The 26,249-nt window shown below is 64.2% G+C and carries 22 protein-coding genes; 10 read left to right on the top strand and 12 right to left on the bottom strand.

All coding sequences use genetic code 11. From position 1 onward, the window contains the following. The 3 genes from AC0L2J_RS31905 to rpmB form a co-directional block, all read right to left on the bottom strand. A complete protein-coding gene (locus tag AC0L2J_RS31905) occupies nucleotides 1–774 on the bottom strand; it encodes a PP2C family serine/threonine-protein phosphatase (protein ID WP_473395639.1) in 774 nt (257 codons plus the stop codon). Continuing rightward, on the bottom strand, nucleotides 771–1,451 hold the full coding sequence (locus AC0L2J_RS31900) for a vWA domain-containing protein (RefSeq protein WP_473395638.1): 681 nt from the start codon (nucleotides 1,449–1,451) through the stop codon (nucleotides 771–773). Before AC0L2J_RS31900 ends, AC0L2J_RS31905 begins: the two co-directional genes overlap by 4 nt. 233 nt (nucleotides 1,452–1,684) lie before the next feature. After that, nucleotides 1,685–1,996 (bottom strand): 50S ribosomal protein L28, encoded by a 312-nt coding sequence (rpmB, locus tag AC0L2J_RS31895; RefSeq protein WP_026232426.1) that lies wholly within the window; start codon nucleotides 1,994–1,996, stop codon nucleotides 1,685–1,687. 621 nt (nucleotides 1,997–2,617) lie between these two features. Here rpmB and AC0L2J_RS31890 point away from each other — a divergent pair. The 5 genes from AC0L2J_RS31890 to AC0L2J_RS31870 all read left to right on the top strand — a co-directional run bounded on the left by AC0L2J_RS31890 (nucleotide 2,618) and on the right by AC0L2J_RS31870 (nucleotide 9,558). Next, complete coding sequence (locus AC0L2J_RS31890) at nucleotides 2,618–3,427, top strand: DUF3108 domain-containing protein (RefSeq protein WP_473395645.1); 810 nt, start codon at nucleotides 2,618–2,620, stop codon at nucleotides 3,425–3,427. Nucleotides 3,428–4,132: 705 nt separating this feature from the next. Beyond that, nucleotides 4,133–7,546, top strand: coding sequence for a helicase-related protein (locus AC0L2J_RS31885; RefSeq protein WP_473395637.1), 3,414 nt, complete (start codon nucleotides 4,133–4,135; stop codon nucleotides 7,544–7,546). 84 nt (nucleotides 7,547–7,630) lie between these two features. Next, the gene (locus AC0L2J_RS31880; RefSeq protein ID WP_473395644.1) at nucleotides 7,631–7,900 is read left to right on the top strand and encodes an RNA-binding S4 domain-containing protein; all 270 of its coding nucleotides are present in this window, start codon (nucleotides 7,631–7,633) and stop codon (nucleotides 7,898–7,900) included. A gap of 132 nt (nucleotides 7,901–8,032) precedes the next feature. Beyond that, nucleotides 8,033–8,371: a ferredoxin FdxA gene (gene fdxA, locus AC0L2J_RS31875; protein WP_275172752.1), complete on the top strand. Its 339-nt coding sequence runs from the start codon at nucleotides 8,033–8,035 to the stop codon at nucleotides 8,369–8,371. A gap of 344 nt (nucleotides 8,372–8,715) precedes the next feature. Next, entirely contained in the window at nucleotides 8,716–9,558 is an 843-nt protein-coding gene (locus AC0L2J_RS31870) for a CarD family transcriptional regulator (RefSeq protein ID WP_007604608.1), read from the top strand. Nucleotides 9,559–9,744: 186 nt separating this feature from the next. Here the strand turns inward: AC0L2J_RS31870 and AC0L2J_RS31865 are convergent, their stop codons facing one another. From AC0L2J_RS31865 to cyoA, 7 genes are read right to left on the bottom strand one after another with little or no spacing between them, the layout of a single operon-like run. After that, on the bottom strand, nucleotides 9,745–10,278 hold the full coding sequence (locus AC0L2J_RS31865) for a response regulator transcription factor (RefSeq protein WP_473395636.1): 534 nt from the start codon (nucleotides 10,276–10,278) through the stop codon (nucleotides 9,745–9,747). Next, a complete protein-coding gene (locus tag AC0L2J_RS31860; RefSeq protein WP_473395635.1) occupies nucleotides 10,268–11,644 on the bottom strand; it encodes an ATP-binding protein in 1,377 nt (458 codons plus the stop codon). Before AC0L2J_RS31860 ends, AC0L2J_RS31865 begins: the two co-directional genes overlap by 11 nt. Continuing rightward, complete coding sequence (locus AC0L2J_RS31855) at nucleotides 11,601–12,476, bottom strand: SURF1 family protein (protein WP_473395633.1); 876 nt, start codon at nucleotides 12,474–12,476, stop codon at nucleotides 11,601–11,603. Before AC0L2J_RS31855 ends, AC0L2J_RS31860 begins: the two co-directional genes overlap by 44 nt. Nucleotides 12,477–12,489: 13 nt before the next feature. Further along, a complete protein-coding gene (gene cyoD / locus AC0L2J_RS31850; protein WP_007604611.1) occupies nucleotides 12,490–12,870 on the bottom strand; it encodes a cytochrome o ubiquinol oxidase subunit IV in 381 nt (126 codons plus the stop codon). Further along, entirely contained in the window at nucleotides 12,867–13,496 is a 630-nt protein-coding gene (cyoC, locus tag AC0L2J_RS31845; protein ID WP_473395632.1) for a cytochrome o ubiquinol oxidase subunit III, read from the bottom strand. The genes cyoD and cyoC overlap by 4 nt, the downstream gene beginning before the upstream one ends. Beyond that, nucleotides 13,497–15,494, bottom strand: a complete 1,998-nt coding sequence (gene cyoB / locus AC0L2J_RS31840) for a cytochrome o ubiquinol oxidase subunit I (protein ID WP_473395631.1) — start codon at nucleotides 15,492–15,494, stop codon at nucleotides 13,497–13,499. A gap of 11 nt (nucleotides 15,495–15,505) precedes the next feature. Next, a complete protein-coding gene (gene cyoA / locus AC0L2J_RS31835; protein ID WP_473395630.1) occupies nucleotides 15,506–16,666 on the bottom strand; it encodes a ubiquinol oxidase subunit II in 1,161 nt (386 codons plus the stop codon). Between the two features lie 183 nt (nucleotides 16,667–16,849). On the opposite strand from cyoA, the gene AC0L2J_RS31830 reads away from it, so the two are divergent. Continuing rightward, nucleotides 16,850–18,175, top strand: a complete 1,326-nt coding sequence (locus AC0L2J_RS31830) for an MFS transporter (RefSeq protein ID WP_007604615.1) — start codon at nucleotides 16,850–16,852, stop codon at nucleotides 18,173–18,175. Between the two features lie 120 nt (nucleotides 18,176–18,295). Here AC0L2J_RS31830 and AC0L2J_RS31825 read toward each other — a convergent pair whose 3' ends face one another. Next, on the bottom strand, nucleotides 18,296–19,687 hold the full coding sequence (locus AC0L2J_RS31825; RefSeq protein WP_018452960.1) for a M48 family metalloprotease: 1,392 nt from the start codon (nucleotides 19,685–19,687) through the stop codon (nucleotides 18,296–18,298). 134 nt (nucleotides 19,688–19,821) lie between these two features. Next, the gene (locus AC0L2J_RS31820; RefSeq protein WP_473395643.1) at nucleotides 19,822–20,667 is read right to left on the bottom strand and encodes a thermonuclease family protein; all 846 of its coding nucleotides are present in this window, start codon (nucleotides 20,665–20,667) and stop codon (nucleotides 19,822–19,824) included. Between the two features lie 283 nt (nucleotides 20,668–20,950). Here AC0L2J_RS31820 and AC0L2J_RS31815 point away from each other — a divergent pair, with 283 nt between their 5' ends. From AC0L2J_RS31815 to AC0L2J_RS31800, 4 genes are all read left to right on the top strand, one after another. Continuing rightward, nucleotides 20,951–22,156 carry an ABC transporter substrate-binding protein gene (locus AC0L2J_RS31815; RefSeq protein WP_007604617.1) on the top strand — a complete coding sequence of 402 codons (1,206 nt, stop codon included), beginning with the start codon at nucleotides 20,951–20,953 and terminating at the stop codon, nucleotides 22,154–22,156. A gap of 124 nt (nucleotides 22,157–22,280) precedes the next feature. Beyond that, a complete protein-coding gene (locus AC0L2J_RS31810; protein WP_473395628.1) occupies nucleotides 22,281–23,072 on the top strand; it encodes an enoyl-CoA hydratase in 792 nt (263 codons plus the stop codon). Between the two features lie 2 nt (nucleotides 23,073–23,074). Further along, nucleotides 23,075–23,824, top strand: coding sequence for a VOC family protein (locus AC0L2J_RS31805; RefSeq protein WP_007604619.1), 750 nt, complete (start codon nucleotides 23,075–23,077; stop codon nucleotides 23,822–23,824). A 190-nt stretch (nucleotides 23,825–24,014) separates the two neighbouring features. After that, the gene (locus AC0L2J_RS31800; RefSeq protein ID WP_473395627.1) at nucleotides 24,015–26,129 is read left to right on the top strand and encodes an acetate--CoA ligase family protein; all 2,115 of its coding nucleotides are present in this window, start codon (nucleotides 24,015–24,017) and stop codon (nucleotides 26,127–26,129) included. The last annotated feature ends 120 nt before the right edge of the window (nucleotides 26,130–26,249 follow it).

The raw sequence follows: 26,249 nt of genomic DNA, 5'->3' as shown, positions 1-26,249 counted from the left end.
TCACACGCGTTTTGCCAAAATTAGGGTCTTATCATCGTCTGTTTTCTCGCAAACTGATGGGCTTTCGAGTAGAAGCTTCACTTGGTGGGACATCTTCCGATCACGTCCGGCACTGCGGGCGCCAAACGCGCCGAATATTCTGTTAAAAAACGGAGCGAATGCGCTTCGCGTCGAAAATTCTAGAACCAGCCGCTCGATCCCGTCTGTGAAGATGCAAACCTCCTTCACCCCGCCCTCAATATGGGTGATCTCTACGATCGGCTGAGGGTCATCAGTTATGAAATAGGTTGTAGAAGCATACTCGCCATGGTTGGGCCAACTTCCTATTTGCCATTCATCGCTTTCGTCTAACCGAAACACCGCTCCGCCATCGCCTACGTGGATGAAGGTCGCATGTAGCGGCGTAACGAGGCAGGCTACCAAGGTCGCGGCGAAGTCTCGCGGAGCACAATTCGAGCTTGCGGCCGCTAAAGAGATTCGATCGCGAATGTCGTCGAGCCAAGTTAATACGCTTTGCGACGTAAGCGAAGAAATGTCACCCCCTGCCGCTAGAAAAGCCGAAGCGCATCGGACAAATCGCATGATTGCAAGCCGCGATCCTTCTGCAGAGCGCTCCGCCGATCCGGCGCCGTCGGAGACGACAATGATCAAAACCTCTTGACCTGTCTGATCGAGGACTACGCAAGCGCCAGCGTCATCGCATCCTCTCCCCGCTCGGATGTGGGACGTGCCCGTAGCCTTGGCTGCTGCCCATCTCCAGATGTGCGAGTTCATCCCGCCGTCGACCAGCCGGCGGGACTTTGAAGAGGCACGCTTTCTTCATCGGCTGGGCGAGAGTGCGACTTCGCTGCGAGCGAAGAGGAGAGCCATTGGAAGAGCTCACGGAATTGCATGCCTCGCAACTTCAGCGGCTCTCGGACTGCGATGGATCGCAATGCGTCGAAATTAGCACCTTCGACCCCGACCGCGAAAAACATAAAGGCCTTAGAAGCCTCCCCTTCACGAACTAACTGAGCCGCTCTGCTCGTAGAGTCAGTGGGCGCTCCATCGGTGATCAAGAAAATCCAGGGCCGGTAGTAGCCGATTTTGGCGGCCTTATAGGCAGTCTTCCGTTCTTTCAAAATGTCGACGGCCTTCTCTATCGCTCCACCCATGGGCGTATCGCCGGCTGTCGAGAGTGTCGGGGCATAGAAATTCTGAACTGTTGTGAAGTCAGTCACCACCGTAACGGGACCGAACGTCACAATCGCTACTTCAACTCGCTTCGCAGCCAACGAATCCGCAAATAGCTCATCTCGAAACTGCTGTAGTCCTTCGTTTAGGTGCCTGATTGGTGATCCGCTCATCGAACCAGAATTGTCGAGCACCAACACAACTGGGCAACGGTTCTCGGGATTGTCAGCGAAGCCCAAATCGCCAAATGGCTGCTGCTCAAAAGAGTATTCGTTCATTATTCGCTCCCAAAAAAATAAAGAGATTTTTGAGAGCATACGATCACATCTGCAACTAGCAGGAAAGGGGCCAGCGTCATACCTTCGTCACGGTAATATAGTCTTGGGGACAGATCATCCGGCCAAAAACAAAAACGGCCGGATCTTCCGATCCGGCCGTCACGCAAAACTCTTACTCGGCTAAGCCTACGCCACGCGACGCAACCTAGCCCCCGCCCAATTCCAAAACTCTCTTAGCTCGCCTTCTTCTCCGGCGCGGGGGTCGGGCCGACCTTCTTCTGGATGGCGCGCTTCAGCTCGAGGGCGCGCGGCGACAGCACGGCGGCCTTGGCCTTGAGCAGGAAGGGATCGAGGCCGCCATTGTGGTCGACGCTCTTGATCGCGTTGGTGGAGACGCGCAGGCGCACGTTGCGGCCCAGCGCTTCGCTGATGAAGGTCACGTTGACCAGGTTCGGCAGGAAGCGGCGCTTGGTCTTGATGTTGGAGTGGCTGACCGTGTGGCCGACCTGGGGGCCCTTGGCCGTCAATTCGCAGCGGCGAGACATGGCAAAATCCTCAATCTTTCCCAACGATGTGCGGCCGCCATTCGGGGCGCCACGGGCAAATTCTCTGTCCTTGCAGGGAGCGGGCGGACGTATAGGGGGGAAGCGGCGGGACGTCAAGGCGACGGGCCGTTTTTGGACCGTCGTCCCGGGGTGCGCGAGAGCGCGAAACCGGGATCTCGAGCGGCATAAAGCGGTGTCATCGCCCGGCTCGACCGGGCGATCCAGTACTCCGAGACGGTACGGCTGACCAGAGGGGCCGCGGCGTACTGGATGCCCCGCCCCAGTGCGCAAGTGCGCACAAGGCGGGGCATGACAGCGGTGGAGGTGGCGGGGTGAGGTGCGCGGTTCTGACCCGCCCCTATCACCAAAACGGCAATGATTATCGCGCCTTACCATCACATAAAGGGCGTATTCGCGCCCGAAGAGTGCAGTGGAGTTCCGGACGCGGATAGGCCCGGACACATTGCTTGGCGCGGTTTTTGGCTTAAGTAACAACCGTTCGCGCCCCGATTGGATTGTTTCGTGCTCACAACGCCTCATCTTGCGCCGAGCCTGCGCCCAAAAGAGCTGTGCTCAACGGAGCTGCGCGCGAGCGATCCGCGCCCTGCCGGCCGCTGGGTCATGGCGGCCCTTGGCGGGCTGGTCTTGGCGTGGGCGGCGGAGCCCGCGGCGGCGCAGGGCAAGCTCGAGGCGCAATACGAGGCGACGCTGGCGGGCATTCCCGTCGGCCGAGGCGCCTGGAACATCGACATCCAGGACGACGTGTTCGCGGCCGCGGCCTCCGGCGGCACCTCGGGGCTGCTGAAATCGTTCGCGGGCGGGTCGGGCACCGGCGCCTCGCAGGGCCGCGTGGTCAACGGCGCGCTGGTCGCGACCGGCTACCAGGCCACCACCACCACCTCGAAGAAGACCGAAGAGATCCGCATCACGCTCGACAAGGGCAATGTGAAGGATTTTGCCATCCTGCCGGAGCCGCCGGTCGATCCCGACCGCATCGTCGTCACCGACGCGCATCGCCGCGGCGTCTGGGATCCGATGACGGCCTCGCTGGTGCGCGTATCCGGCAGCGGCGACGTGCTGTCGGCGGATGCCTGCCACGGCAGCGCCGCCGTGTTCGACGGCCGCATGCGCTACGAGCTCAAGCTCGATTTCAAGCGCATGGAAAACGTCAAGGCGGAGAAGGGCTATCACGGCCAGGTCGTGGTCTGCTCGCTGTATTTCGTGCCCATCGCCGGCTACATCCCCGACCGTCCTGTGATCAAATATCTCGCCGCCCAGCGCAACATCGAGGTCGCGTTCGCGCCGATCGCCGGCACGCGCGTCCTGGTCCCGTTCTGGCTGAAAGTGCCGACCCCGCTCGGGCCGGCCATGCTGGAAGCAACCAGCTTCATCACCAGCGCCCAGCCGCCCAAGGTCGCGAAGACGCAGTAGGGGCTGCCGCCTCGCTGCCGTAGCCCGGATGGCTTGTCCGCCGTAGCTCGAAGAGCGAAGGCGGAAGCGCAGCGCAATCCGGGGTTCTTTGCTTGGCCCCCGCATTACGCTCCGCTCCATGCGGGCTACGAACCTGCCTTTAGGGTGAAAATAAACATCAACGATTTCAACAACATACCTACTGTGCATGGGGTTGTTTTCGCACTTTTTGTTTGGAGGGGGTCGGGGTGCGGGAATCCATTTGACTCCTCCCCGATTCTGATTCGACTCCGCGCCGTCCCCAGCTTTAACGATTTCGCCATCGAAACGTCGCTTGTGCGGCAGGCCAAAACTCCATCTAGTGCGAACCGGATAAGCCTCCCGCGACATGTTGCGTGAACGGAACAGGACTCAAGGGGGAGTCACCGATTCGGCCGCGATTCGTTCTCAACTCGTTCCGAAGCTTAAAGCCAACGGGAAAAGCGTCGCAAAGTGAGACAGTTGCGCGAGGTTTGGGGAGCGGCGCCGCATTCTCCGCCGTCATGCCCCGGCTTGACCGGGGCATCCAGTACGCCGCGCCCTCTCGGTCTGATCTGCGCCGCCTCTGGAATACTGGATCGCCCGGTCGAGCCGGGCGATGACAGCGGTGTGTGAGGCGAGCCCTTCGCGCCACCGCCCCAAAACAGCACTGACATTCGCCCCAATCGCCATTACCTAATCCCCCAGATGCCTTTTTCCTCCTCCCCCTTCGCTTCCGAGCGGCTTCCCGGCGCCGGCGTCACTGCGGTGCTCGGGCCCACCAACACCGGCAAGACCCATCTCGCCATCGAGCGGATGCTCGCGCATCCCTCCGGCATGATCGGGCTGCCGCTGCGCCTGCTGGCGCGCGAGGTCTACAACAAGATCGCAGCAAGGGTCGGCCCCGACGCCGTCGCGCTTGTGACCGGCGAGGAGAAGATCAAGCCGAAAGCGCCGCGCTACTGGGTCTCGACCGTCGAGGCGATGCCGCGGGATCTCGACGTCTCGTTTCTTGCTGTGGACGAGGTGCAGATCGCATCTGATCTGGAACGCGGCCACGTCTTCACCGATCGCATCCTCAACCGCCGCGGCCGCGACGAGACGCTGCTGCTGGGCGCTGCGACCATGCGCCCGATCATCGAGCGGCTGCTGCCGGGCGTCTCCATGATCACGCGGCCGCGTTTGTCGCAGCTGGAATTCGCCGGCGACCGCAAGATCACGCGGCAGCCGCGCCGCACGGCGATTGTCGCCTTCTCGGCCGACGAGGTCTACGCCATCGCCGAGCTGATCCGCCGCCAGCATGGCGGCGCCGCCGTGGTGCTGGGCTCGCTGTCGCCGCGCACCCGCAACGCGCAGGTCGCGATGTTCCAGAACGGCGAGGTCGATTACCTCGTCGCCACCGATGCCGTCGGCATGGGCCTCAATCTCGACGTCGACCACGTCGCCTTTGCCTCCGACCGCAAGTTCGACGGCTACCAGTTCCGCCGCCTGACGCCGTCCGAATTCGCCCAGATCGCCGGCCGCGCCGGCCGCGCCACCCGCAACGGCACCTTCGGTACCACCGGCCGCTGCGCGCCGTTCGAGCCCGAGCTCGTCAATGCGCTGCAGAACCACACCTTCGATCCCGTGAAGGTTTTGCAATGGCGCAATTCGAAGCTGGATTTTGCCTCCCTCGGCGCACTCCAGGTCTCGCTGAACCTGGCCCCCGGCCATGAGGCGCTGACGCGCGCGCCGATCGCCGAGGACATGCGCGTGCTCGACCACGCCGCCCGCGACGCCGAGGTACGCGATGTCGCGCATGGCAAGGACGCCGTGGAACGGCTGTGGGAGGCCTGCCAGATCCCGGATTACCGAAAGCTGTCGCCGGCCGCCCATGCCGAGCTGGTGACGACGCTCTACGGCTTCCTGATGCGGAAGGGATGCATCCCCGACGCCTGGTTCAGGACCCAGATCGACCAGGCCGACCGCGTCGACGGCGATATCGACACGCTGTCGGCCCGGATCGCGCAGATTCGCACCTGGACCTTCGTCGCCAACCGTCCCGACTGGCTGAAAGACCCGGAACGCTGGCAGGGGATCGCCCGCGAGGTCGAAAATAAATTATCGGATGCGCTCCATGAACGCTTGACTGAGCGTTTCGTTGATCGCCGGACCAGTGTATTGATGCGCCGCCTGCGGGAGAACACGAGCTTGAATACGGAAATCGGCAAGACCGGCGAAGTCATCGTCGAAGGCCATGTCATCGGCCGCCTCGATGGCTTCACCTTTGCACCGGATGCGGCGGAAGCCGGCTCCGATGCGAAAGCGTTGCAGGCTGCAGCGCAGGCCGTGCTCGCCGGCGAGATCAACGCGCGCGCCGAAAAACTGGGCAACGCACCGGACGAGCAGTTCGTGCTGACCTCGGAAGGCATCATCCGCTGGACCGGCGACGCCGTGGCGCGGCTGTCTGCCGCAGAGGACGCGCTGCATCCGCGCATCCGCATCATCTCCGACGAACGCCTCACGGGCGGCCCGCGCGACAAGGTGCAGGCCCGGCTCGACCTCTGGCTCAAGACGCATATCGAAAAGCTGCTCGGGCCGCTGTTCGAGCTCAGCAAGGCCGAGGACGTCACCGGCATCGCCCGCGGCATCGCCTATCAGCTCGTCGAGGCGCTCGGCGTGCTGGAGCGCCCGAAGATCGCCAACGAGCTGAAGGACCTCGACCAGCCCTCGCGCGCGACCTTGCGCAAATACGGCGTCCGCTTCGGCGCCTATCACCTCTATTTCCCCGGCCTGCTCAAGCCGGCCGGGCGTGCGCTGGCCGCGCTGCTCTGGGCGCTGAAGCAGGACAATGTCGATCCCTCCGCGCTGTCGGGCGCGCAGCATCTGGCGAGCTCGGGCCGCACCTCGTTCCCGGTCGACAAGCAGCTGCCGCGCGATGCCTATCGCGTGCTCGGCTACAAGCAGGCCGGCGAGCGCGCCGTGCGCGTCGACATCCTGGAGCGCCTGGCCGATCTGATCCGTCCGGCGCTGGCCTGGCGCGAGAGCGCGTCCGGCGAAAAGCCCGCCGGTGCATTCGACGGCCGCAGCTTTGTGGTGACGCAGGCGATGACCTCGCTCACCGGCTCGGCCGGCGAAGACTTTGCCTCCGTGCTGCGTGCGCTCGGCTATCGCATGGACAAGCGTCCGCCGCTGCCGGCAAAGCCGGCCGCAGCTGTTGCCGAGACGCCTGTTGTCGAAGCCTCCAGCGAAGAGACGCCCGCAACCGAAACGCCGGTCGAGGACGCCGCAGTTCCCGCGGACACCGCGATCGAAGCCGCCGCCGAGCCTGTGACCGTCGAAGACGCGCCCGGCATGGAGCAGCACGACGAGCCCGCGCCTGAAGAGCCGGCGCTTGAGGCTTCCGTCACGCCGGAAGACGCTCCCGGCATCGCGCCACCTGCGGAAGAGGCTGCGGCACCCGTTGAAGCTGCTGAAACCGCTCCCGCCGAAACCGCGCCTGCCGAGACCGCGTCTGCAGAGACGGCTGCAACCGAAGCCGCAGCGTCGGCCGATGCGGCAGCACCTGTGGAGGCCGCGGCCACGCCCGCCGAGCCCGAGCTCATCGAGGTCTGGCGTCCCGCCGGCCGTCACGACGATCGCAAGCCGCGCCACGAGCGCCATCGCAACCAGCGCCATCACCAGCCGCGTCCGCAGGCGGCTGCTGAAGCCGGCACCGCGCCTGCCGAAGGCGAAGCCCAGCCTGCCGCCGACGGCGAGAAGCGCGGTGAGCGTCATCGCCATGGCGGTCATCGTCGCGATGGTGGCAGAGACTTCCGCAAGCCGCGCGAAGGTGGCGCCGAAGCCGCGCCGCGTCCGGAGGGCCGCGACGACAAGAACCGCCGCTTCGAGGGCAAGAATGGCGGCAACAAGGACCGCGACAACAAGGATCGCAACAAGGGCAAGTTCGGCGGCGATCGCGACAAGGGCCGCGACAACCGCGGCCGCGACCGTGACAAGGGCCGCGACCGCCAGGGCGGACCCTCGCTGCGTCCCTATGCATCGAGCGCCACCCCGCGCGAGCGCGATCGTCCGGTCGATCCGAACTCGCCGTTCGCCAAGCTCGCTGCGCTGAAAGAGCAGCTGTCTGGGCGTAAGGAGTAGCGCAGCGTTTTCAAGCGAAGTGCGGAGCGGTTGGCGTGAAGAAAACGCGTCAGAAGGAATAGAGTCACGACCGAGCGGCAGCGCATCGACAAATGGCTGTGGCACGCGCGGGTGGTGAAGGCGCGCACCTCCGCGGCCGAGCTTGTCGAGTCCGGCCATGTTCGCGTCAACGGCGCACGCGAGAAATCGCCGGGGCATGCGATCAAGATCGGCGACGTGCTCACCATCGCGCTCGATCGCACCGTGCGCGTCTTGAAAGTCACCGCCTTCAACGAGCGCCGCGGCGATGCCGCCTCGGCCCGTGTGCTCTACGAAGAGCTCAGTGAAGACCATCCGAATTCTCAGCGCAATTAATTGCGCTTTGAATTCATTTCTTGGTCGATCAAGCGCATAAAGCCGTCATGATCGGCCGTTCCTGAGCTTGCGGCGCCGGGCCATCCGCGCTACGCAAGCCGCGACTTTTAAAAGAGCTTTTCGGAGCGTTGGATGACTTACGTCGTCACTGAAGCGTGCATCAAGTGCAAGTACACCGACTGCGTCGAGGTCTGCCCGGTCGACTGTTTCTACGAGGGCGAGAACATGCTCGTCATCCATCCTGACGAGTGCATCGATTGCGGCGTGTGCGAGCCGGAATGCCCCGCCGATGCCATCAAGCCGGACACGGAACCGGGCCTGGAAAAGTGGCTCACGGTCAACGCCGACTACGCCAAGAGCTGGCCGAACATCACCCAGAAGAAAGAATCACCCGCCGACGCCAAGGATTTCGACGGCATGGAGGGCAAGTTCGACAAGTATTTCTCGCCGAACCCCGGCTCCGGCGACTAATTCGGGCCAAACTTAACCCTATTAGCGGCGATACCGCCGAAAACCAGCCCTTAAGACCCCTAAATCATTGATTTTTGCGGGAAATGTGCTATATTGGGCACATTGAGCCGAACCCTGGTTAGCCCCGTCGGCCCCGTTGGGTTCCCGTGAAACCAAATGTCGAACAGGGGCGTGGCAGTTTCCGCGCGCAGGCTGTGTCACAGAAAACGCGTAAAAAGAGTACTTCAGCGAAGGCTTCCCATAAGGACGCCAAGAAAGTCGCCGCGGCCAGCCGTAGCGCATCCAAGGGTCGGACCGCGACGAAGGCGCCGGCTGCAAAGTCCTCGAAGAACAAAAGAAGCGCAATGCCTAACAAGACTGCCAAGCCGGCCGCGAAAGCGACCGTTGCCAAGCCTGTTGCCGCCAAGCCTGCCGCCAAGCCCGCTGTTACCAAGGCACCCGCTGCCAAGGCACCCGCTGCCAAGCCCGCCGCGCCGAAGGCCCCTGTTGCGGCTGCTCCCGCCAAGGCTCCCGTCGCTGTCGCCAAGCCAGTCGTGAAGCCCGCGGCTGCTGCGCCGAAGGTCGAGGAAAAGAAGGTCGTGACCCAGCGTCAGGGCTTCAAGGCCAACGAATTCGTCGTCTATCCCGCTCACGGCGTGGGCCAGATCCTGGCCATCGAGGAGCAGGAGATCGCCGGCGCGAAGCTCGAGCTGTTCGTCATCAACTTCATCAAGGACAAGATGACGCTGCGCGTGCCGACCGCCAAGGTTGCCAATGTCGGCATGCGCAAGCTGTCGGAGCCCGCGCTGGTGAAGCGTGCGCTCGAGACCCTCAAGGGCCGTGCCCGCGTCAAGCGCACCATGTGGTCGCGCCGCGCCCAGGAATACGAAGCGAAGATCAATTCGGGCGACATCGTCGCGATCGCGGAAGTCGTGCGTGATCTCTATCGCTCCGAGTCGCAGCCCGAGCAGTCCTACAGCGAACGCCAGCTCTATGAAGCTGCGCTCGACCGTCTCTCCCGTGAGATCGCGGTGGTGCAGCACTCGACCGAGACCGAAGCGGTCAAGGAGATCGAGGCCCAGCTCGCCAAGAGCCCGCGCCGCACCGGCGCCAAGTCCGAAGCCGCCGAAGGCGAAGCCGATGCGGACGCCGAGGGCGATAGCGACGAGACCGAGGGCGGTGCCACCGTCGCCGACGAGGCCGCGTAAGCGTCTCGCGCGCTCATCGCAACCAATCAAAAGCCCGGCCGTTTGGCCGGGCTTTTTGTTTGGGGCGCCGGATGATCTTGCTCGGTTCGTAGGGTGGGGTTAGCCGAAGGCGTAACCCACCGTGCTGCCGCCGCAAAGAAGTGGTGGGTAACGCTTCGCCTAACCCACCCTACAAAGTTGACCAACCTACTTCACCGGCCGCTTCTCGAGCTTCCTCGCCAGCGTGCGCCGGTGCATCCCCAGTCGTCTTGCCGCTTCCGAGATGTTGAAGTCGGTCTCGATCAGGGTCTGGTGGATGCGTTCCCATTCCAGCGTCTTGATCGATGTCGGCCGGGCGTCGAGCGCGACCTCGGCATTGCCTGCGGCCTTGTTGAAGGCGGCCTCTATGTCGTCGGTGTTCGACGGCTTGGCCAGATAATGGCATGCGCCGAGCTTGATGGCCTCGACGGCGGTGGAGATGCTGGCAAAGCCCGTCAGCACCACGATCAACATCTCCGGATCGTGCGTGTGCAAGAGCTCGACGCAGGCCAGACCCGAGGCGCCGCCGAGCTTGAGGTCGACGACGGCATAGCCGAACGATCGCTCTTCCAGAACTTTCCGCACGTCTTCGATCGAGGCGGCGAGCACGACCTCGTAGTCGCGGCGTTCGAACGAACGCTTCAGGGTGCGGGCAAAGCCAGCATCGTCCTCGACGACGATGAGCGAACGGTCAGCCGTCAAAGCTGCCTCCGATCGCGAGCGTGGCGAGCGGTAGCGTGAGGCGGACCGTGGCGCCGCGCTTCCTGTGGTTCTCGGCGGTCACGCTGCCCCCTAACTTGCGCACCACATTCACCACCAGGAACAGGCCGAGCCCGCCGCCGGCGCGCCCCTTGCTCGACTGATAGGGTTTCCCGATTTGTGCCAGCATCTCCGGCGCAAAGCCGGGACCGCGATCGCTGATCGACAGCACGAGACTGTCGCCCTCGCGTCCGGCAACGAGCTCGACCCAGTCGCGCGAGACCTCGTAGGCGTTGTCGAGCACGTTGAAGATCACCTGCTTCAGCGCGACGTCCGAGACGATCGCGACGTCCTCGCCGAAGGTGTTGACGAAATACAGCGTGCGCGCCGAGCGCGCGTCGCGCCACTCTTCAACCAGCGCGGTGACGAAAGCCGCCACCGTCGTCGGCGACGATCCTTCGCCGCGGGCTTCGCCCGCCGACACCAGGATGCCCGTCACGATCGACTTGCAGCGTTGCAGCGAGGTCTCCATCTCCGCGAGGTCCTCGGCCAGCTCCTGATCGGCGGCGAGGTCGGGCATGCGGCGCCAATCGCCGAGGATGACCGAGAGCGAGGCGAGCGGCGTGCCGAGCTCGTGAGCCGCGCCGGAGGCGAGCAGACCCATGCGCACGATATGATCCTGCTCGGCGGCATGCTGGCGCAGCGCCGCCAGATGCGCGTCGCGCTCGCGCAAATTCCTGTTGATGCGGGTGACGAACACCACCAGCAGCACGGCATTGAGCACGAAGCCCAGCAGCATGCCGGCCACCGTGAGCGTGTAGGTCTCGCTGAGCGGGTTCGGCGGCAGATCGAGCGGCCGGTAGGCGACGGTCAGCCAGACGAAGCTCGCGCAGGTCAACGCGACCAGCGACCAGGTCGAGCGGCCATCGAGCAGCACCGCGCCCAGCGTCACCTGGAGCAGGAACAGCGAGGTGAAGGGATTGGTGGCGCCGCCGCTGAGGTAAAGCTGCGCGGTCAGCGCGGCGACGTCCAGCATCAGGGCGACCAGCAGCTCGTTGTTGGTGATCGCGGCGCGATGGCGCACCCAGACCAGGCTGGAGATGTTGAGAAATATCAGTGCGCCGATCACCGCGCCCATCCGGGTGAGGGGCAGGGGGATGCCGAGCCACATATGCACGCCGCCGATGGTGACGATCTGGCCGACCACTGCGGTCCAGCGCAGCTGGATCAGCAGCGCCATGTTCTTGCGGTTGGTCTCGTCGTCGGTCGGCGCAGCGCCGATCAGCTCGCTGCGCGCGTCCGCCTGCGATTGCAGCGTGACGGCGCTATACGTTCTTCCGCCAGGTGGACTCGATGATCGTTCCAGCATCTGATCCCGTCCTGCGGGCGACGGCATCGGAGCCGGCGGCCGCTTCGTGGACGAAGCCGCTCCAGGGCTCCTTGCGGCGGAACAGCCCGCCGCCGAATGTGACGATAAGTCTGCCGGCCAGCATGATAGCCAGGGCAAACCACGTCACCGCGTAGATCAGGTGGTTATTGGGAAAGCTGAGCACGGTCAATCCGCCGATTGGGCCGCTGCTGGATTGTGATCCAGCGTCGGCATCGACGAAGAAGGGCGCGACGTGGTCGAGGCCGCGTGCCGCCGCAATCGCGGCAACATCCCGCGAGTACCAGCGATTTTGCTCAGGCACGTTGGTCCTGAGGAATCCGCCTTTTGGCTCCGTCACGCGCAACAGGCCGGTGATCTCGACCTGACCTTGCGGGTTGCCGTCCCGGCGCGTCGACGCGTCGCGCCGCTCGGACGGCACGAAGCCGCGGTTGACCAGGACCAGCGTGTCGTCGTCCCGCCTGAGCGGTGTCAGCACCCAATAACCCGGGCCTTCTTCGGTGACGGCCTGAACCAGCGTCTCGCGGTCATGCTGGAAACGGCCGCTGACGCTGACGTGCCTGTATTCGTCGCTCGCGGCGGAGACGGTCGGCCATGCCGCCGGCGAGGGGATCGGCTGGGCCGGAGCATGAACGCGCTGCTCGACGCGATCGATCAGCGCCAGCTTCCAGGCGCGGCGCTCGATCTGCCAGACGCCGAGTGCGATCAGAAGTGCAATGGCCGCGAGCGAGAGGGCCGTGAGCCACAAGGACGGGCGCGCCGCGTCGCCGCGCGCCCCGTTTGCCTCGCTCGTCACGGTCCGGGTCTTGGTCACTTCAGAGACTCGCTCACTTCATCCCGGTCATCTGGTGGATCGGCATCATGTTGCTGTTGAGGTGGTTCATCACCCACAGCGAACCGGACAGCGCGATCACCACCATGACGATGGTGAAGATCAGCGCCATCATGCTCCAACCGTTTTCGGACGTTGTGTTCATGTGCAGGAAGTAGATCATGTGCACGACGATCTGCACCACCGCGAAGGCCATGATGACGAGCGCGGTGATCTGCTTGCTCGGAAGCGCGCCGCTCATCACCAGCCAGAACGGGATCGCGGTGAGCGCGACCGAGAGCACGAATCCGAGCATGTAGGTCGAGAACGAGCCGTGAGCGTGGCCATCGCCATGGTGATGATCGTCCGCGTGGGCGGCGTGAGTATCGGTGTTCATCGCAGAACTCCCAGGAGATAGACGAAGGTGAAGACGCCGATCCAGACCACGTCCAGGAAGTGCCAGAACATCGACAGGCACATCAGGCGGCGGCGGTTGGCCTCGATCAGGCCGAACTTCCAGACCTGCACCATCAGGGTCACCAGCCAGATCAGGCCGCAGGAGACGTGCAGGCCGTGGGTACCGACCAGGGTGAAGAAGGCGGACAGGAAGGCGCTGCGCTGGGGCGTCGCGCCTTCATGGATCATGTGGGCGAACTCGGACAGCTCGATGCCGATGAAGGCGGCGCCGAACAAGCCGGTGATCGCCAGCCACATCTGGGTCTGCGCGATCTTGTTCTGCTGCATCGTCAGCATCGCAAAGCCGTAGGTGATCGACGACAGCAGCAGCATCGAGGTGTTGACCGCAACCAGCGGCAGCTCGAACAAATCCTTCGGCGCCGGCCCGGCGGCGTAATTGCCGCCGAGCACGCCGAATGTGGCGAACAGGATCGCGAAGATAAGACAGTCGCTCATCAGATAGATCCAGAAGCCCAGCGAAGTGCTGTAGCCTTCCGGATGCGGGTGTTCGTCGGCGAGGTAGAACACCGGCTCGCCGGCTTGCGTGGGATTGACAGCGATCGTCATTTACTTGGCTCCGGCGAGCAGTTTGGTGCGCGCGTCTTCGGCCCGGATGACGTCGTCGGCCGGAATGTCGAAATCGCGGTGATAGTTGAAGGTGTGACCGATGCCGACGGCGAGCATCGCGATGAAGCTCGCGGCCGCCAGCCACCAGATGTACCAGATCAGGCCGAAGCCCATCGCGGTGGCAAGGCCGGCGAGGATGATGCCGGTGCCGGTGCTGCTGGGCATGTGGATCGGCTTGAACCCGGTGAGCGGGCGCTGATAGCCGCGCTTCTTCATGTCCCACCACGCGTCATTGTCATGGACGACGGGGGTGAAGGCGAAGTTGTAGGCCGGCGGCGGCGAGGAGGTCGCCCATTCCAGCGTGCGCGCATCCCAGGGATCGCCGGTGACGTCCTTGAGCTGCTCGCGCCTGAGGAAGCTGACCGCGAACTGCATCAGCATCGAGAGGATGCCGAGGAAGACCAGGAAGGCGCCGATGCCGGCGACGATGAACCAGATCTGCAGGCTCGGATCGTCGAACACGCGGAGGCGGCGGGTCACGCCCATCAGGCCGAGTACATAGAGCGGCATGAAAGCGAGGTAGAAGCCCGTGACCCAGAACCAGAACGACAGCTTGCCCCAGAACGGGTCGAGCTTGAAGCCGAACGCCTTCGGGAACCAGTAGCCGATACCGGCGAACGCGCCGAACACGACGCCGCCGATGATCACGTTGTGGAAGTGCGCGATCAGAAACAGGCTGTTGTGCAGGACGAAGTCGGCCGGCGGCACCGCGAGCAGCACGCCGGTCATGCCGCCCAGCACGAAGGTCAACATGAACGCGATCGTCCACATCATCGGCAGCTCGAAGCGGATGCGGCCGCGATACATCGTGAACAGCCAGTTGAACATCTTTGCGCCCGTCGGGATCGAGATGATCATCGTGGTGATGCCGAAGAAGGAGTTGACGCTGGCGCCCGACCCCATCGTGAAGAAGTGGTGCAACCAGACCAGGTAGGACAGGATGGTGATGACCACCGTGGCGTAGACCATCGAGGTGTAGCCGAACAGCCGCTTGCCCGAGAAGGTCGAGGTCACTTCCGAAAAGATGCCGAAGGCAGGGAGAACCAGGATGTAGACCTCGGGATGACCCCAGATCCAGATCAGGTTCACGTACATCATCGGGCTGCCGCCGAAATCGTTCGTGAAGAAGTTGGTGCCGACGTAACGGTCGAGCGAAAGCAGCGCGAGCACGACGGTCAGAACCGGGAAGGAAGCGACGATCAGCACGTTAGTGCAGAGCGCGGTCCAGGTGAACACCGGCATCCGCATCATGGTCATGCCCGGGCACCGCAGCTTGACGATGGTGCAGATCAGGTTGATGCCGGACAGTGTCGTTCCGATGCCCGCGACCTGTAGTCCCCATATGTAATAGTCGACGCCGACGTCAGGACTGTAGCCGATGTTTGACAGCGGCGGATAAGCGAGCCAGCCGGTGCGGGCGAATTCGCCGATGAACAGCGAAGCCATCACCAGCACCGCGCCGCCGACCGTCATCCAGAAGCTGAAATTGTTCAGGAACGGGAATGATACGTCGCGCGCACCAATCTGGAGCGGCACGACGAAGTTCATCAGGCCGGTGACCAGCGGCATCGCCACGAAGAAGATCATGATCACGCCGTGGGCGGTGAAGACCTGGTCGTAGTGATGCGAGTTGAGATAGCCCTCCGAGCCGCCGAAGGCGAGCGCCTGCTGCAACCGCATCATCAGCGCGTCGGCGAAGCCGCGCAGCAGCATCACGATGCCGAGGATCACGTACATGATGCCGATGCGCTTGTGGTCGACGCTGGTGAACCACTCGCTCCAGAGATAACCCCAGACGCGGAAATAGGTCAGGCCGGCGAGCATGACGAGGCCGCCGGTCGCCACCACGGCAAAGGTGCCGACGACGATCGGCTCGTGCAGCGGTAGCGATTCGAAGGTGAGCCGGCCGAAGATAAGCTTGAGAAGATCAGGAGACATGCGGGATCTCTTTACGAGTCTGACTTCGGACGTTGTCCGAGGAAGAAGGACGAGGACTTCAGCGGCGTGAAACTCGGCCGCTTCAGGCCTGCGCCGAGCAGCGGCGCGGTGTCGACGGGTGCCGTTATGGAGGCGGTGGTCCTGCCCTGCGGCGCATCGGGCGTGCAGGTGCCGGCGACGAAGGTCGGCTCCGGCCCAAGCGCGGTGCCGCGTCGGGCGTACTTGTCATAGGCCAGCGGCAGCGTGTTGTTCAGACCCTCATGGCCGAGGCCGCCCTTGGCGTCGATCGCCATCATCTCGCTCTGGCACATCTTGCCGGTCTCGACGCACATGTTGAGGATCAGGCGGTAGAGATCGGAATCGATAGTGCCGTAGCGCCGCACCGGCTCGTTCTGGCTGGGTTTTTCGAGCTGGAGATATTCGGCACGGCCGAGCGAGCCGCCGCCGGACTTGGCGCTGGCGATCCAGGCGTCAAAGCCCTTGTCGTCGAGGCCCTGGAAGTTGAAGTGCATGCCGGAGAAGCCGGCGCCGCTGTAGTTCGCGGAAAAGCCCCGGTAGGTGCCGGCGTGGTTTACGACGGCGTGGAGCTTGGTCTCCATGCCAGGCATTGCGTAGATCTGGCCGGCCAGCGCGGGGATATAGAACGAGTTCATCACCGAGGACGCGGTGATGCGGAAGTTGATCGGACGATCGACCGGAGCCGCCAGATCGTTGACCGTGGCGATGCCGTAGTCCGGATAGATGAAGAGCCACTTCCAGTCGAGCGCGACGACGTCGACCTCGAGCGGGGCCTTGGACTGGTCCACGGCGCGATCGGCATGGATGCGGCCGAGCGTGCGATAGGGGTCGAGCAGATGCGTGCCCATCCAGGTCAGCGCGCCCAGGCAAACGATGATCAGAAGCGGCGCCGACCAGATCACCAGTTCGAGGCTGGTCGAGTGGTCCCATTCCGGCTCGTAGCGGGCGTCGGTGTTGGACTGGCGGTAGCGCCAGGCGAACAGCACCGTCAGCGCCATCACCGGGACGACGATCAGGAGCATCAGGACGGTGGAGATGATGACGAGGTCGCGCTGCTGCGCCGCGATATCGCCGGCCGGCGCCAGCACGACGTAGTTGCAGCCGCTGAGCGCAACCGCCAGGGGTAGCAGCGCCAGGATCTTGAAACGGGACACGGGCCGAGCCTTATGAGAATGAGTTTCTTTTGCGGGGCCAAGGGGTAGCTGCGGCGCAGCAATCCGGACATTGGACAATTTGTCCAATGTTGCAGTGCGGGATACTGCGCCAGACAAGGCTAGACTGCCTGGCGCGTTGCCGGGGCGGTCGGCTTTGATTTTCAGGACGTTAAGGGCGCGCGAATGGCGATGGCACAGACCCCCGCAATGGCAGACCACTCGGGCGAGCACGGCCACGACCAGGCCAGTCCCGGCGAGATCGCTATCGGCGTCATCATCGGCCGCACCTCGGAATTCTTCGACTTCTTCGTCTTCGCGATCGCCTCGGTGATCGTCTTCCCGCGCCTGGTGTTCCCGTTCACGAGCGAGCTGACCGGAACCCTTTATTCTTTCATGATCTTCGCGCTGGCTTTCATGGCCCGGCCGATCGGCACCGTCATTTTCATGACGGTCGACCGCGAATACGGCAAGACAGCCAAGCTGATCTCGGCGCTGTTCCTGCTCGGCACCGCCACCGTCGCGATCGCGTTCCTGCCCGGCTATCACGAGATCGGCGCTGCCGCGATCTGGCTGCTGGCGCTGGCGCGCATCGCACAGGGTCTGGCCTGGGGCGGCGCCTGGGACGGGATGGCATCGCTGCTGGCGCTGAACGCGCCGCCTTCGAAGCGCGGCTGGTACGCGATGGTGCCGCAGCTCGGCGCGCCGCTCGGCCTGATCGTGGCGAGCGGGCTGTTCGCCTATTTCGCCGGGAATCTCTCGGCCGACGATTTCTTCGATTGGGGCTGGCGCTATCCGTTCTTCGTCGCCTTTGCCATCAACGTCGTGGCGCTGTTCGCGCGCCTGCGCATGGTGACGACGGAAGAATATGCCTCGCTGTTCGAGACCCGCGAATTGCAGCCCTCGCGCATCTCCGAGACGGTGGCGCGCGAGGGCCAGAACATCATGCTCGGTGCGTTCGCGCCGCTGGCAAGCTTCGCGCTGTTCCACATGGTCACGGTGTTTCCGCTGTCCTGGGTGTTCCTGTTCACCCGCGAAAGCCCGGTGCGCTTCCTGATCATCGAGATCGTGGCTGCCGTGTTCGGCGTCGGCGCGATCGTGCTCTCCGGCGTCATCGCCGACCGTGTCGGCCGCAAGTCGCTGCTGATGGGATCGGCGATCGCGATCGCGATCTACAGCGGCTTCGCCCCGCAGCTGCTCGATGCCGGCGCGTTCGGCGAGACCATCTACATGGTGATCGGCTTCATCCTGCTCGGTCTGTCGTTCGGCCAGTCCTCGGGTGCGATCGCCTCGAACTTCAAGCAGGCGTATCGCTACACGGCTTCGGCGCTGACCTCCGACATGGCCTGGCTGTTCGGCGCCGGCTTTGCACCGCTGGTCGCTCTGTTGCTTGCGACCAACCTCGGCGTCATCGCCTCGGGTGCGTACCTGCTGTCGGGCGCGTTCTGGACCTTGCTCGCGCTCTGGCTCAGCGGCCAGCGCGAGGCCGGCGATATGGACGCGGGCGGTTAGGGGACACCAGCACCCACTCGTAGCCCGGATGGAGCGCAAGCGTAATCCGGGAAAGTCTCACTTGTGGCACGATCCCGGATTGCGCTTCGCTCCATCCGGGCTACCCGCTACGCGGCAGCCTCAATCCGCCACGACCTTCACACGATCGCGCACCTTCACCTGCGCGTTGCGATCGAGCCCGTTGAGCACGCGAAAACGCTCGGCCGGATGATCGACGCCGGCCATGCGGTGGGAGAGCGATTCCACGGTGTCGCCGGGCTGCACGGTGATGACCTTGATGCGCAGCGGGCGCGCGGCCTGGATCTCGTCGAGCGTCAGGCGGCGGAATGAGCCGACGGTCTCGCGGGCATTGCGCTCGCTCTCGGTCGACTTCTGCCGTGCCGCGAAGATGAAGCGGTAGACGTCGCTGCCGAAGCGCAGTGCATAGACCTTGAACTGCCACTGGTCGCCCTTGGCGGTGGCGGATGCAGCCGGAAAACCGTTGATGGTGATGTCCTCGGTGGACGCCTTCTCGACGCCCTCCATCCAGCCGGAATTCAGGTAGTCGCCGAGCGACTGTTCGGCCGGCACCCGCACGACGTCGAAACGCATCGCCTGCGAGCCGCCGTCGCGCACGCCGATCACGGCCTGCGCGGTATTGTCGAGCGTAAAATTGTCCGGCGCCTGGAAGGTGAAGCCGAGCTTCGGATGCAGGAAGCGCCGGCCGCGGACAAAACCTTCGCTGGGGTCTTCGCCGTAGACGAGGTTGTCGATCGCGGCGAGATAGGTCTCGCGGTCGCGCTCGCCGCCCTCTGGCGCTGCGTATTGCCGAGCAATGGTCTGTGCGTTCTGCACGCGCTCGGGCGTTGCCGGATGCGAGGAGGTGAAATCCTGCGCGCGCGGATCGAGCGAGGTCTTGCCGACCTTCAGTTCGGCATTGCGCTCCATCGCCGAGAGAAAGCGTGCGGCACCATAAGGGTCGAAATGGGCCTTGGCGGAGATGCCGACACCGACACCGTCGGCCTCGAACTCTTGATTGCGCGAAAAGCTCGCCATGGTCAGCTTGGTCTTGGCGAGCGCCAGCGCGGTGAGATCGGGATCGTTGCTCATGTCGGTAACGACGCGGGTGACGATCGCGGCCTGACGGGCCTGGTCCTCACGCATCGCGGCGTGCTTGGACAGCACATGCGCCATCTCGTGGCTGAGCACGGAGGACAATTCCGAGGTGTCGCTAGCCAGCGCAAGCAGGCCGCGCGTGACATAGAGCTGGCCGTTCGGGAGCGCGAAGGCGTTCACCGCACCGGAATTGAGGATCGTGACCCTGTAACCCTGGTCGGGGCGGTCGGACGCCGCGACCAACCGGTCGACGGTCTTGGTGACCAGCGATTCGAGCCTGGGGTCGTCATAGGTGCCGCCATAGCTCGCCAGGATGCGCTCGTGCTCCTTCTCGGTGGCGGGGGTCTGCGCCACCGCGGGCTTCGGTTTCGGCATCGCGACGGTCGGCGGGGCCGCCGCAGTCTGGAACCGGCCCATATCGCCGCAGCCGGCGAGGGCTGAACCCAGCACGAGGCATAGCGCAGCCGGCGCTACCCGCAGGCGGCGGCGTTCACCTCGTCCGTGCCGTCCTAGCACCCCATTCACGTCGCTTAACCCGTGCCTGGCCCTTGTTAGGGCCGTACCCCTGTCGGCTCGTTTGCGCCCAGCAACTCGATTTGTCCCACGAGGCGTATATCGATACGCGGCCCCGTATTCCCCTCAGCCCAGCCCCGGACACGAATACGTTTATTTTCCAGAGACTTAAGGGCGATCCCTGCGCTTTCGAACGCGGGTACCATGCGCTTTGAAATAGTCACCGCGAAGCCGCGTGTCCAGTTTCGTCCGAAGTTGAGGTAGGTCATTGCCCCAGCTTGCCGGACCGACAGGACTTTGCCCTCGACCACCACAAAACGCCCGATCCCCGCCAAAATATCGTCCGGACTTTCCGCGTTTTTTATGGCCGACGAGTCAGCCCAGTTGCCCTTTTTTTGGCGCCTCGCCTCGGCCTCCGACGCCATCAGGGCGGCCGCGCAGTCCTTGTCGGCGATCTCGGCGGAGACGATGGCGTCGCCCTGGGCGAGGAGCATCGCCTGCACGGAGATGTCACCCTCGCCGACGAAGACCACCGCGCCCTGGCGGCCATAGCGGTCGGGCGTGTCGTCGGCGCTGCGCAGGATCACGTCGCGATCGACGAGTAGCGAGGTCAGCGCCTGCTTCGTCGTCGCGGTCGGCTCGATGCCGGTCAGGCGGATTTCGCGGCCGTCGTCGAGACGCACACCGCGTGCCTCGATTGCGGTGACGCGGCCTTCGCCCTGGAACTCGAACTGGCACGGGCTCGCGAATGCGCTCTGACCCGCGACGAGAAGAATTGCGATCAGCTGAAGCCGTTGCGTCACGTTGCCCGGTGAGGTTGCGTTGCGCGTCCGTCTTAACTCAAGCGCGGCGTGTCGCGAAGAGTCTTCCTCACACTCCGTCATTGCGAGCGCAGGTAGCAATCCAGAATCTTTCTGCGGAGGGACTCTGGATTGGTTCGCTGCGCTCGCAATGACGGAGAAACGTTTATCCGGACCGAGCCATTCCGTTTTGCGGAAAACGCGCGATACAAGCGCGACCTGTGTCGCAGCTCGCGCTTGCTGCGCTCTTGTGCATGCGGCATGATTGCGGCAACAGCTTTGGCCAAGAGCGATAACAAAGAGCGATAGCCAAGAGCAATAACCAAGCCGCCATCAGAGTACGGCGCGATAAGGGAGGTCTTTTTCCATGAAGCACGTTTTGTCGGGCATTTTTGCTGCTGCGTTGGCGCTGAGTGCAAGCGCCGTGCAGGCCCAGGACAAGCCGCCACTGAAGATCGGCGGCATTCTCGACATGTCGAGCCTGTATGCCGACATCACCGGCCCCGGCAGCGAGACCGCGGCCAAGATGGCCGTGGAGGACTTTGGCGGTGAGGTGCTCGGCCGCAAGATCCAGGTTCTGGCTGCCGACCACCAGAACAAGGCCGATCTCTCCGCCAACATCGCCCGTGACATGCTCGACAATCAGGGCGTCGAAATGATCTACGATGTCGCGGCTTCCGCGACCGCGCTCGCCGCCGGCGAGATTGCGAAAGCGCGCAACAAGATCATCATGTTCAACGGCCCGGGCTCGATCCGCCTCTCCAACGAGGCCTGCGGCCCCTATACCATTCACTATGTGTTCGACACCTACGGCCAGGCCAATGTGACCGGCCTTGCGGCCGTGAAGTCGGGCCTCGACACCTGGTTCTTTCTCACTGCCGACTACGCGTTCGGCCAGGACCTGGAGAAGGACACCAGCGCCGTCGTGACCAAGACCGGCGGCAAGGTACTCGGCAGCGTGCGCCATCCGCTCAACACGTCGGATTTCTCGTCGTTCCTGCTCCAGGCCCAGGCCTCGAAAGCGAAGGTGATCGGGCTTGCGAACGCCGGCGGCGACACCGTCAACGCCATCAAGCAGGCGGCCGAGTTCGGCATCACCAAGGGCGGCCAGAAGGTCTCGCCGCTGCTTGCCTTCGTGACCGACATCGACTCCATCGGACTCGAGACCGCGCAGGGCCTCTTGCTGGCGGAAGCCTTCTACTGGGATCTCAACGACGACACCCGCGCGTTCTCGAAGCGCTTCCAGGAGCGCATGAAGCGGCCGCCGACCTCGGCGCAAGCCGGTGTCTATTCGTCCGTGACGCACTACCTGAAAGCGGTGAAGGCGGCCGGCACGACCGACGCTGCGACGGTGATGAAAGTGATGAAGGAGACGCCGATCAACGACTTCTTCGCCAAGAACGGCAAGATCCGCGAGGACGGCCGCATGTTGCACGACATGTACCTGTTCGAGGTCAAGAAGCCGTCGGAATCCAAGGGCCGCTGGGACGACTACAAGCTGCTCGCCACCGTGCCCGGCAGCGAGGCGTTTCAGTCACTGGAGCAGTCGCGCTGTCCGCTGGTGAAGAAGTGACGGCGTGACGTAAGTCACGGCGTCATCCCGGGGCGCGAAGCGAACCCGGGATCTCGAGGTTCCGGGTTCTCGCTTCGCGAGCCCCGGAAGGACGGAGATACAAACAACAACAAGGAGACGCCCCATGAGCAACGACATGGTCCTGCAGAAGCTCGAAGGCGGGCTGCTCACCATCACCATGAACCGGCCTGAGCGGAAGAACGCGCTCAATCCGGATATGGTCGCCGGGCTGGTCGTGGCGGCACGGCGCGCGGCGGATGATCCGGAGGTGCGCGCGGTGCTGTTCAAAGGCGCGGGCGGCAGCTTCTGCGTCGGCGGCGACGTTAAGTCGATGGCGGAGGGCCGGGCGCCGCTGCCGTTCGAAGTGAAGATGGCGAACCTGCGCCGCGGCATGGAGGTGTCGCGCATCCTGCACCAGATGCCAAAACCCGTGGTGGCGCAGCTCGACGGCGCGGCGGCCGGCGCGGGTCTGTCGATGGCGCTGTCGTGTGACCTCCGCGTCGCCTCCGAATCCTGCAAGATCACCACCGCCTTCGCAAAAGTCGGCTTCTCCGGCGATTACGGCGGCACCTATTTTCTCACCCAGCTGCTCGGCAGCGCGCGGGCGCGCGAGCTCTATCTGACCTCGCCGGTGCTTTCCGCGAAGGAAGCGCATGCGATCGGCATGGTGACGAAGGTCGTCCCCGACGCCGAGATCGACACGGCCGCGCACGAGCTCGCGATGTCGTTGGCGCAGGGCCCGTCGATCGCGCTCGGCTTCATCAAGCGCAACATCAACAATGCCGAGCATCTTGCGCTGGAGGATTGCTTCGACGGCGAGGCGATCCACCACACCCGCTGCAGCGATACCGAGGATCACAAGGAGGCTGCAAAGGCGTTCGTCGAGAAGCGCAAGCCGACCTTTAAGGGCGCATGACGATGGCAGCCTACATGCGGTTGCGGCAAATCTGCCTGGTCGCGCCGCAGCTCGCGCCCGTGATCGCGGACATCGCAGACATCATGGGCCTCGCTGTCTGTTACCGCGACGGCAATGTCGCGAAGTACGGCCTGGAGAACGCGCTGCTGCCGGTCGACACTATCCTGCTGGAGGTGGTCGCGCCGTTCAAGGACGGCACCACCGCCGGTCGCTTCATCGAGAAGAGCGGCGGGCGCGGCGGCTACATGGCGATCTTCTGCTGCAACGATCCCGACGAGCGCGGTCGTAACGCCAACGCGCTTGGTGTGCGCACCGCCAACGTCATCGACCACGCGCCCTATCACGGCGTGCAGCTCCATCCCCGCGACTGCCGCGCCGCCTTCATCGAGTTCAACCACACCGACGGCAGCGACGACATTTTGGGGCCGTATCCACCGGCCGGCCCCGACTGGCAAGAATTCATCCGCAAGGACGTGACACAGGCGTTGACGAGCGTGGAGATGCAGAGCCCGGGTCCGCAAGGGCTGGCCGAGCATTGGGGCAAGCTCATCGGCGTTGCGCCGAGCGGCGATGCTGAACTGAAGCTTCCCAACGCGACCTTCCGTTTCTTGAAGGGCGCCAGCGAAATCATGAGCGCGCTGGAGTTTCGGGTCGCGGATGTTGCCGGTGTGCTGCATGCCGCGAGGGCGAAGGGACATGCCGTGGCGGGCAACGAGTTCTTGCTCGGAGGCGTGACGTTCCGCGTCAGTTGAGTGCTTGGTAGTGATCCGTCACCCTGAGGTGCTCGCCTCTTCGGCGAGCCTCGAAGGGCGACGGCCACCGGCGGGGCCGCTCATGCTTCGAGGCTCCCCGCACGGTGCTATGCACCGCGCGGCTCGCACCTCAGGATGACGGTCTGAAAGTATACGGCGAGTGCACGAAGAATAAGAAGGGGATCACTCCATGCCGCATCCGCTCGACAGCTTCTTCGCGCCCGCCAGCATCGCGCTGATCGGCGCCTCGCGCGATCACGAGAAAATCCCGGGCCGGCTGCTGTCGATGTTGCGCAAGAACGAGTATCCCGGAAAAATCTATCCGGTGAACCCGAACTACGCCGAGATCGACGGGCTCATTTGCTACAAATCGATCACCGACATCAGCGCGCCGATCGATCTCGCAATCATCCTCATCCCCGCCCGCGCGGTGCTTGCCGCGCTCGAACAATGCGCCGCCGTCCGCGTGAAGAACGCCGTCATCATCTCCTCCGGCTTTGCCGAGGAGGGCGGGGAGAGCGCGGCGATGCAGGACGCGATCGCGGCGCTGGCGAGGCGCACCGGCATGCGGATTTCCGGGCCGAACGCCGAGGGCTTTTTCAGCCAGAAGCAGCGCGTGGCGGCGACGTTCAGTCCCGCCGTGGACGTCAAGCCGGGCGTGGTGCCGCTGGTCGCCACGACGAGGCGGATCGGCATCGTCGCGCAGAGCGGCGGCATCGGCTTTGCGTATTATCACCGCGCCAGCGCGCTCGGCATTGCCGTGAGCTATGTCGTCAGTGCCGGCAATGAATCCGATCTCGGGGCCGGCGAATTCCTGGACTACATGGTGCAGGACGCTTCCACGGACGTGATCCTGCTGTTCATCGAAGGCATTCGCGACGTCGACAAGTTTCTCGCGGCAGCACGGCGTGCGGCCGAGCTGAAAAAGCCTGTCATCGTGACAAAGGTCGGCCGCTCCGGCGCCGGGATGCGCGCGGCCGCCTCGCACACCGCAAGCATGGCCGGATGGTCGGCGGCCTACGACGCGGTGTTTGCCAAATATGGCTTCATCGTCACCAACGATCTCGACGAGGCACTGACGATCGCAGCCGTGCTTGCGAGCAATCCGTTGCCGAAGGGCGATCGCATCGCCGTCGTCACCGTCTCCGGCGGTGCCGGCATCTGGGGCGCCGATGCCGTCGCGCTGCAAGGCTTGCAGGTGCCGGAGCTCTCCGAAAAAGTCCAGGCGGAGATCAGGGCGCTGATGCCGTCCTACGGGACTGCGCGCAACCCGATCGACGTCACCGCGCAGGGCGTGACCTCGGGCGGCTTGCAGAAGAGCGTCGATGTGCTCACCGCGTCCGACGAGATCGACGCGGTCCTGGTCGTGCTATCGCTGTCGAGCGAGGTCCGCAAGCCCTTCAAGGAAGCCGAGTTGACGCCGGTGCTGGCCGCGCAGCACAAGCCGGTGGTGTTCTATTCCTACACGGTGCCGTCCGATTTCTCGCGGCGCGAGCTTGCCAAATCCGGCGTCGTGGTGCTCTCGGGCCTCACCCATGTCGGCGTCGCGATGCGGCAACTCGTCGATTGCGCCCGTTTCGAGCTGCCGAAGCCGACGGACCAAGCGCGGCCGCCGGCGCGCGATCTCTCCGTCCATCTGACCTCGCCGGTTCTGTCCGAGGCGGGCAGCAAAGCATTACTTCGCGCCGCCGGCATCGCGCTGCCGGGCGAAGTGCTGGTGAAGGACAAGGGCGAGCTCGACGCAGCCGTGGCCCGCGTCGGCTTTCCGCTGGTGCTGAAGATCCAGTCGCCGGATATCGCGCACAAGAGCGAGGTCGGCGGTGTGCGCGTCAACATCACCACAAAGGGCGAGGTGTTTCTGGCGTTCGAGGCGCTGCTCAACAATGCGCGCAAGCACAGGCCTGAGGCGGCCATTCAGGGCGTGCTGGTCTGCCCGATGGCGAAGCAGGGTGTCGAGATCATCATCGGCACCATGACGGACAAGACGTTCGGTCCGATGGTGATGGTGGGCCTCGGCGGCATCACGACCGAGTTGTTCCGCGACGTCGTCTACCGCCCGGCGCCGGTCGGCGCAGAAGAAGCCGCCGCGATGCTGGCGCGCTTGAAAGCCGCGCCGCTGCTGAGCGGATTTCGCGGGGCGGCGATGGCGGATGTTGCGGCGGTCTCGCAGTTGATCGCCGACATCTCCCTGCTTGCCGCGCAACATGCAGAGGAGATCGCGGAGATCGAGCTCAACCCGGTGCTGGTGCACGCGGAAGGGCAGGGCGTGACGATCGTGGACGCGCTGGTGGTGGGGCGGAAGTAGTGCACCACAAATACCGCTGTCGTCCTGGACAAGCGAGCGGAGCGAGCGCTGATCCAGGACCCATATGTGGACGGCCCCCGTGGCACAAGAGCTTAGTGAGGTTTGATCGGATCGCTTGCA

Source organism: Bradyrhizobium sp. MV1.5, assembly GCF_055807615.1.
The sequence above is the reverse complement of the archived record's forward strand: the minus strand, read 5'-3'. Positions and strand labels throughout refer to the sequence as shown.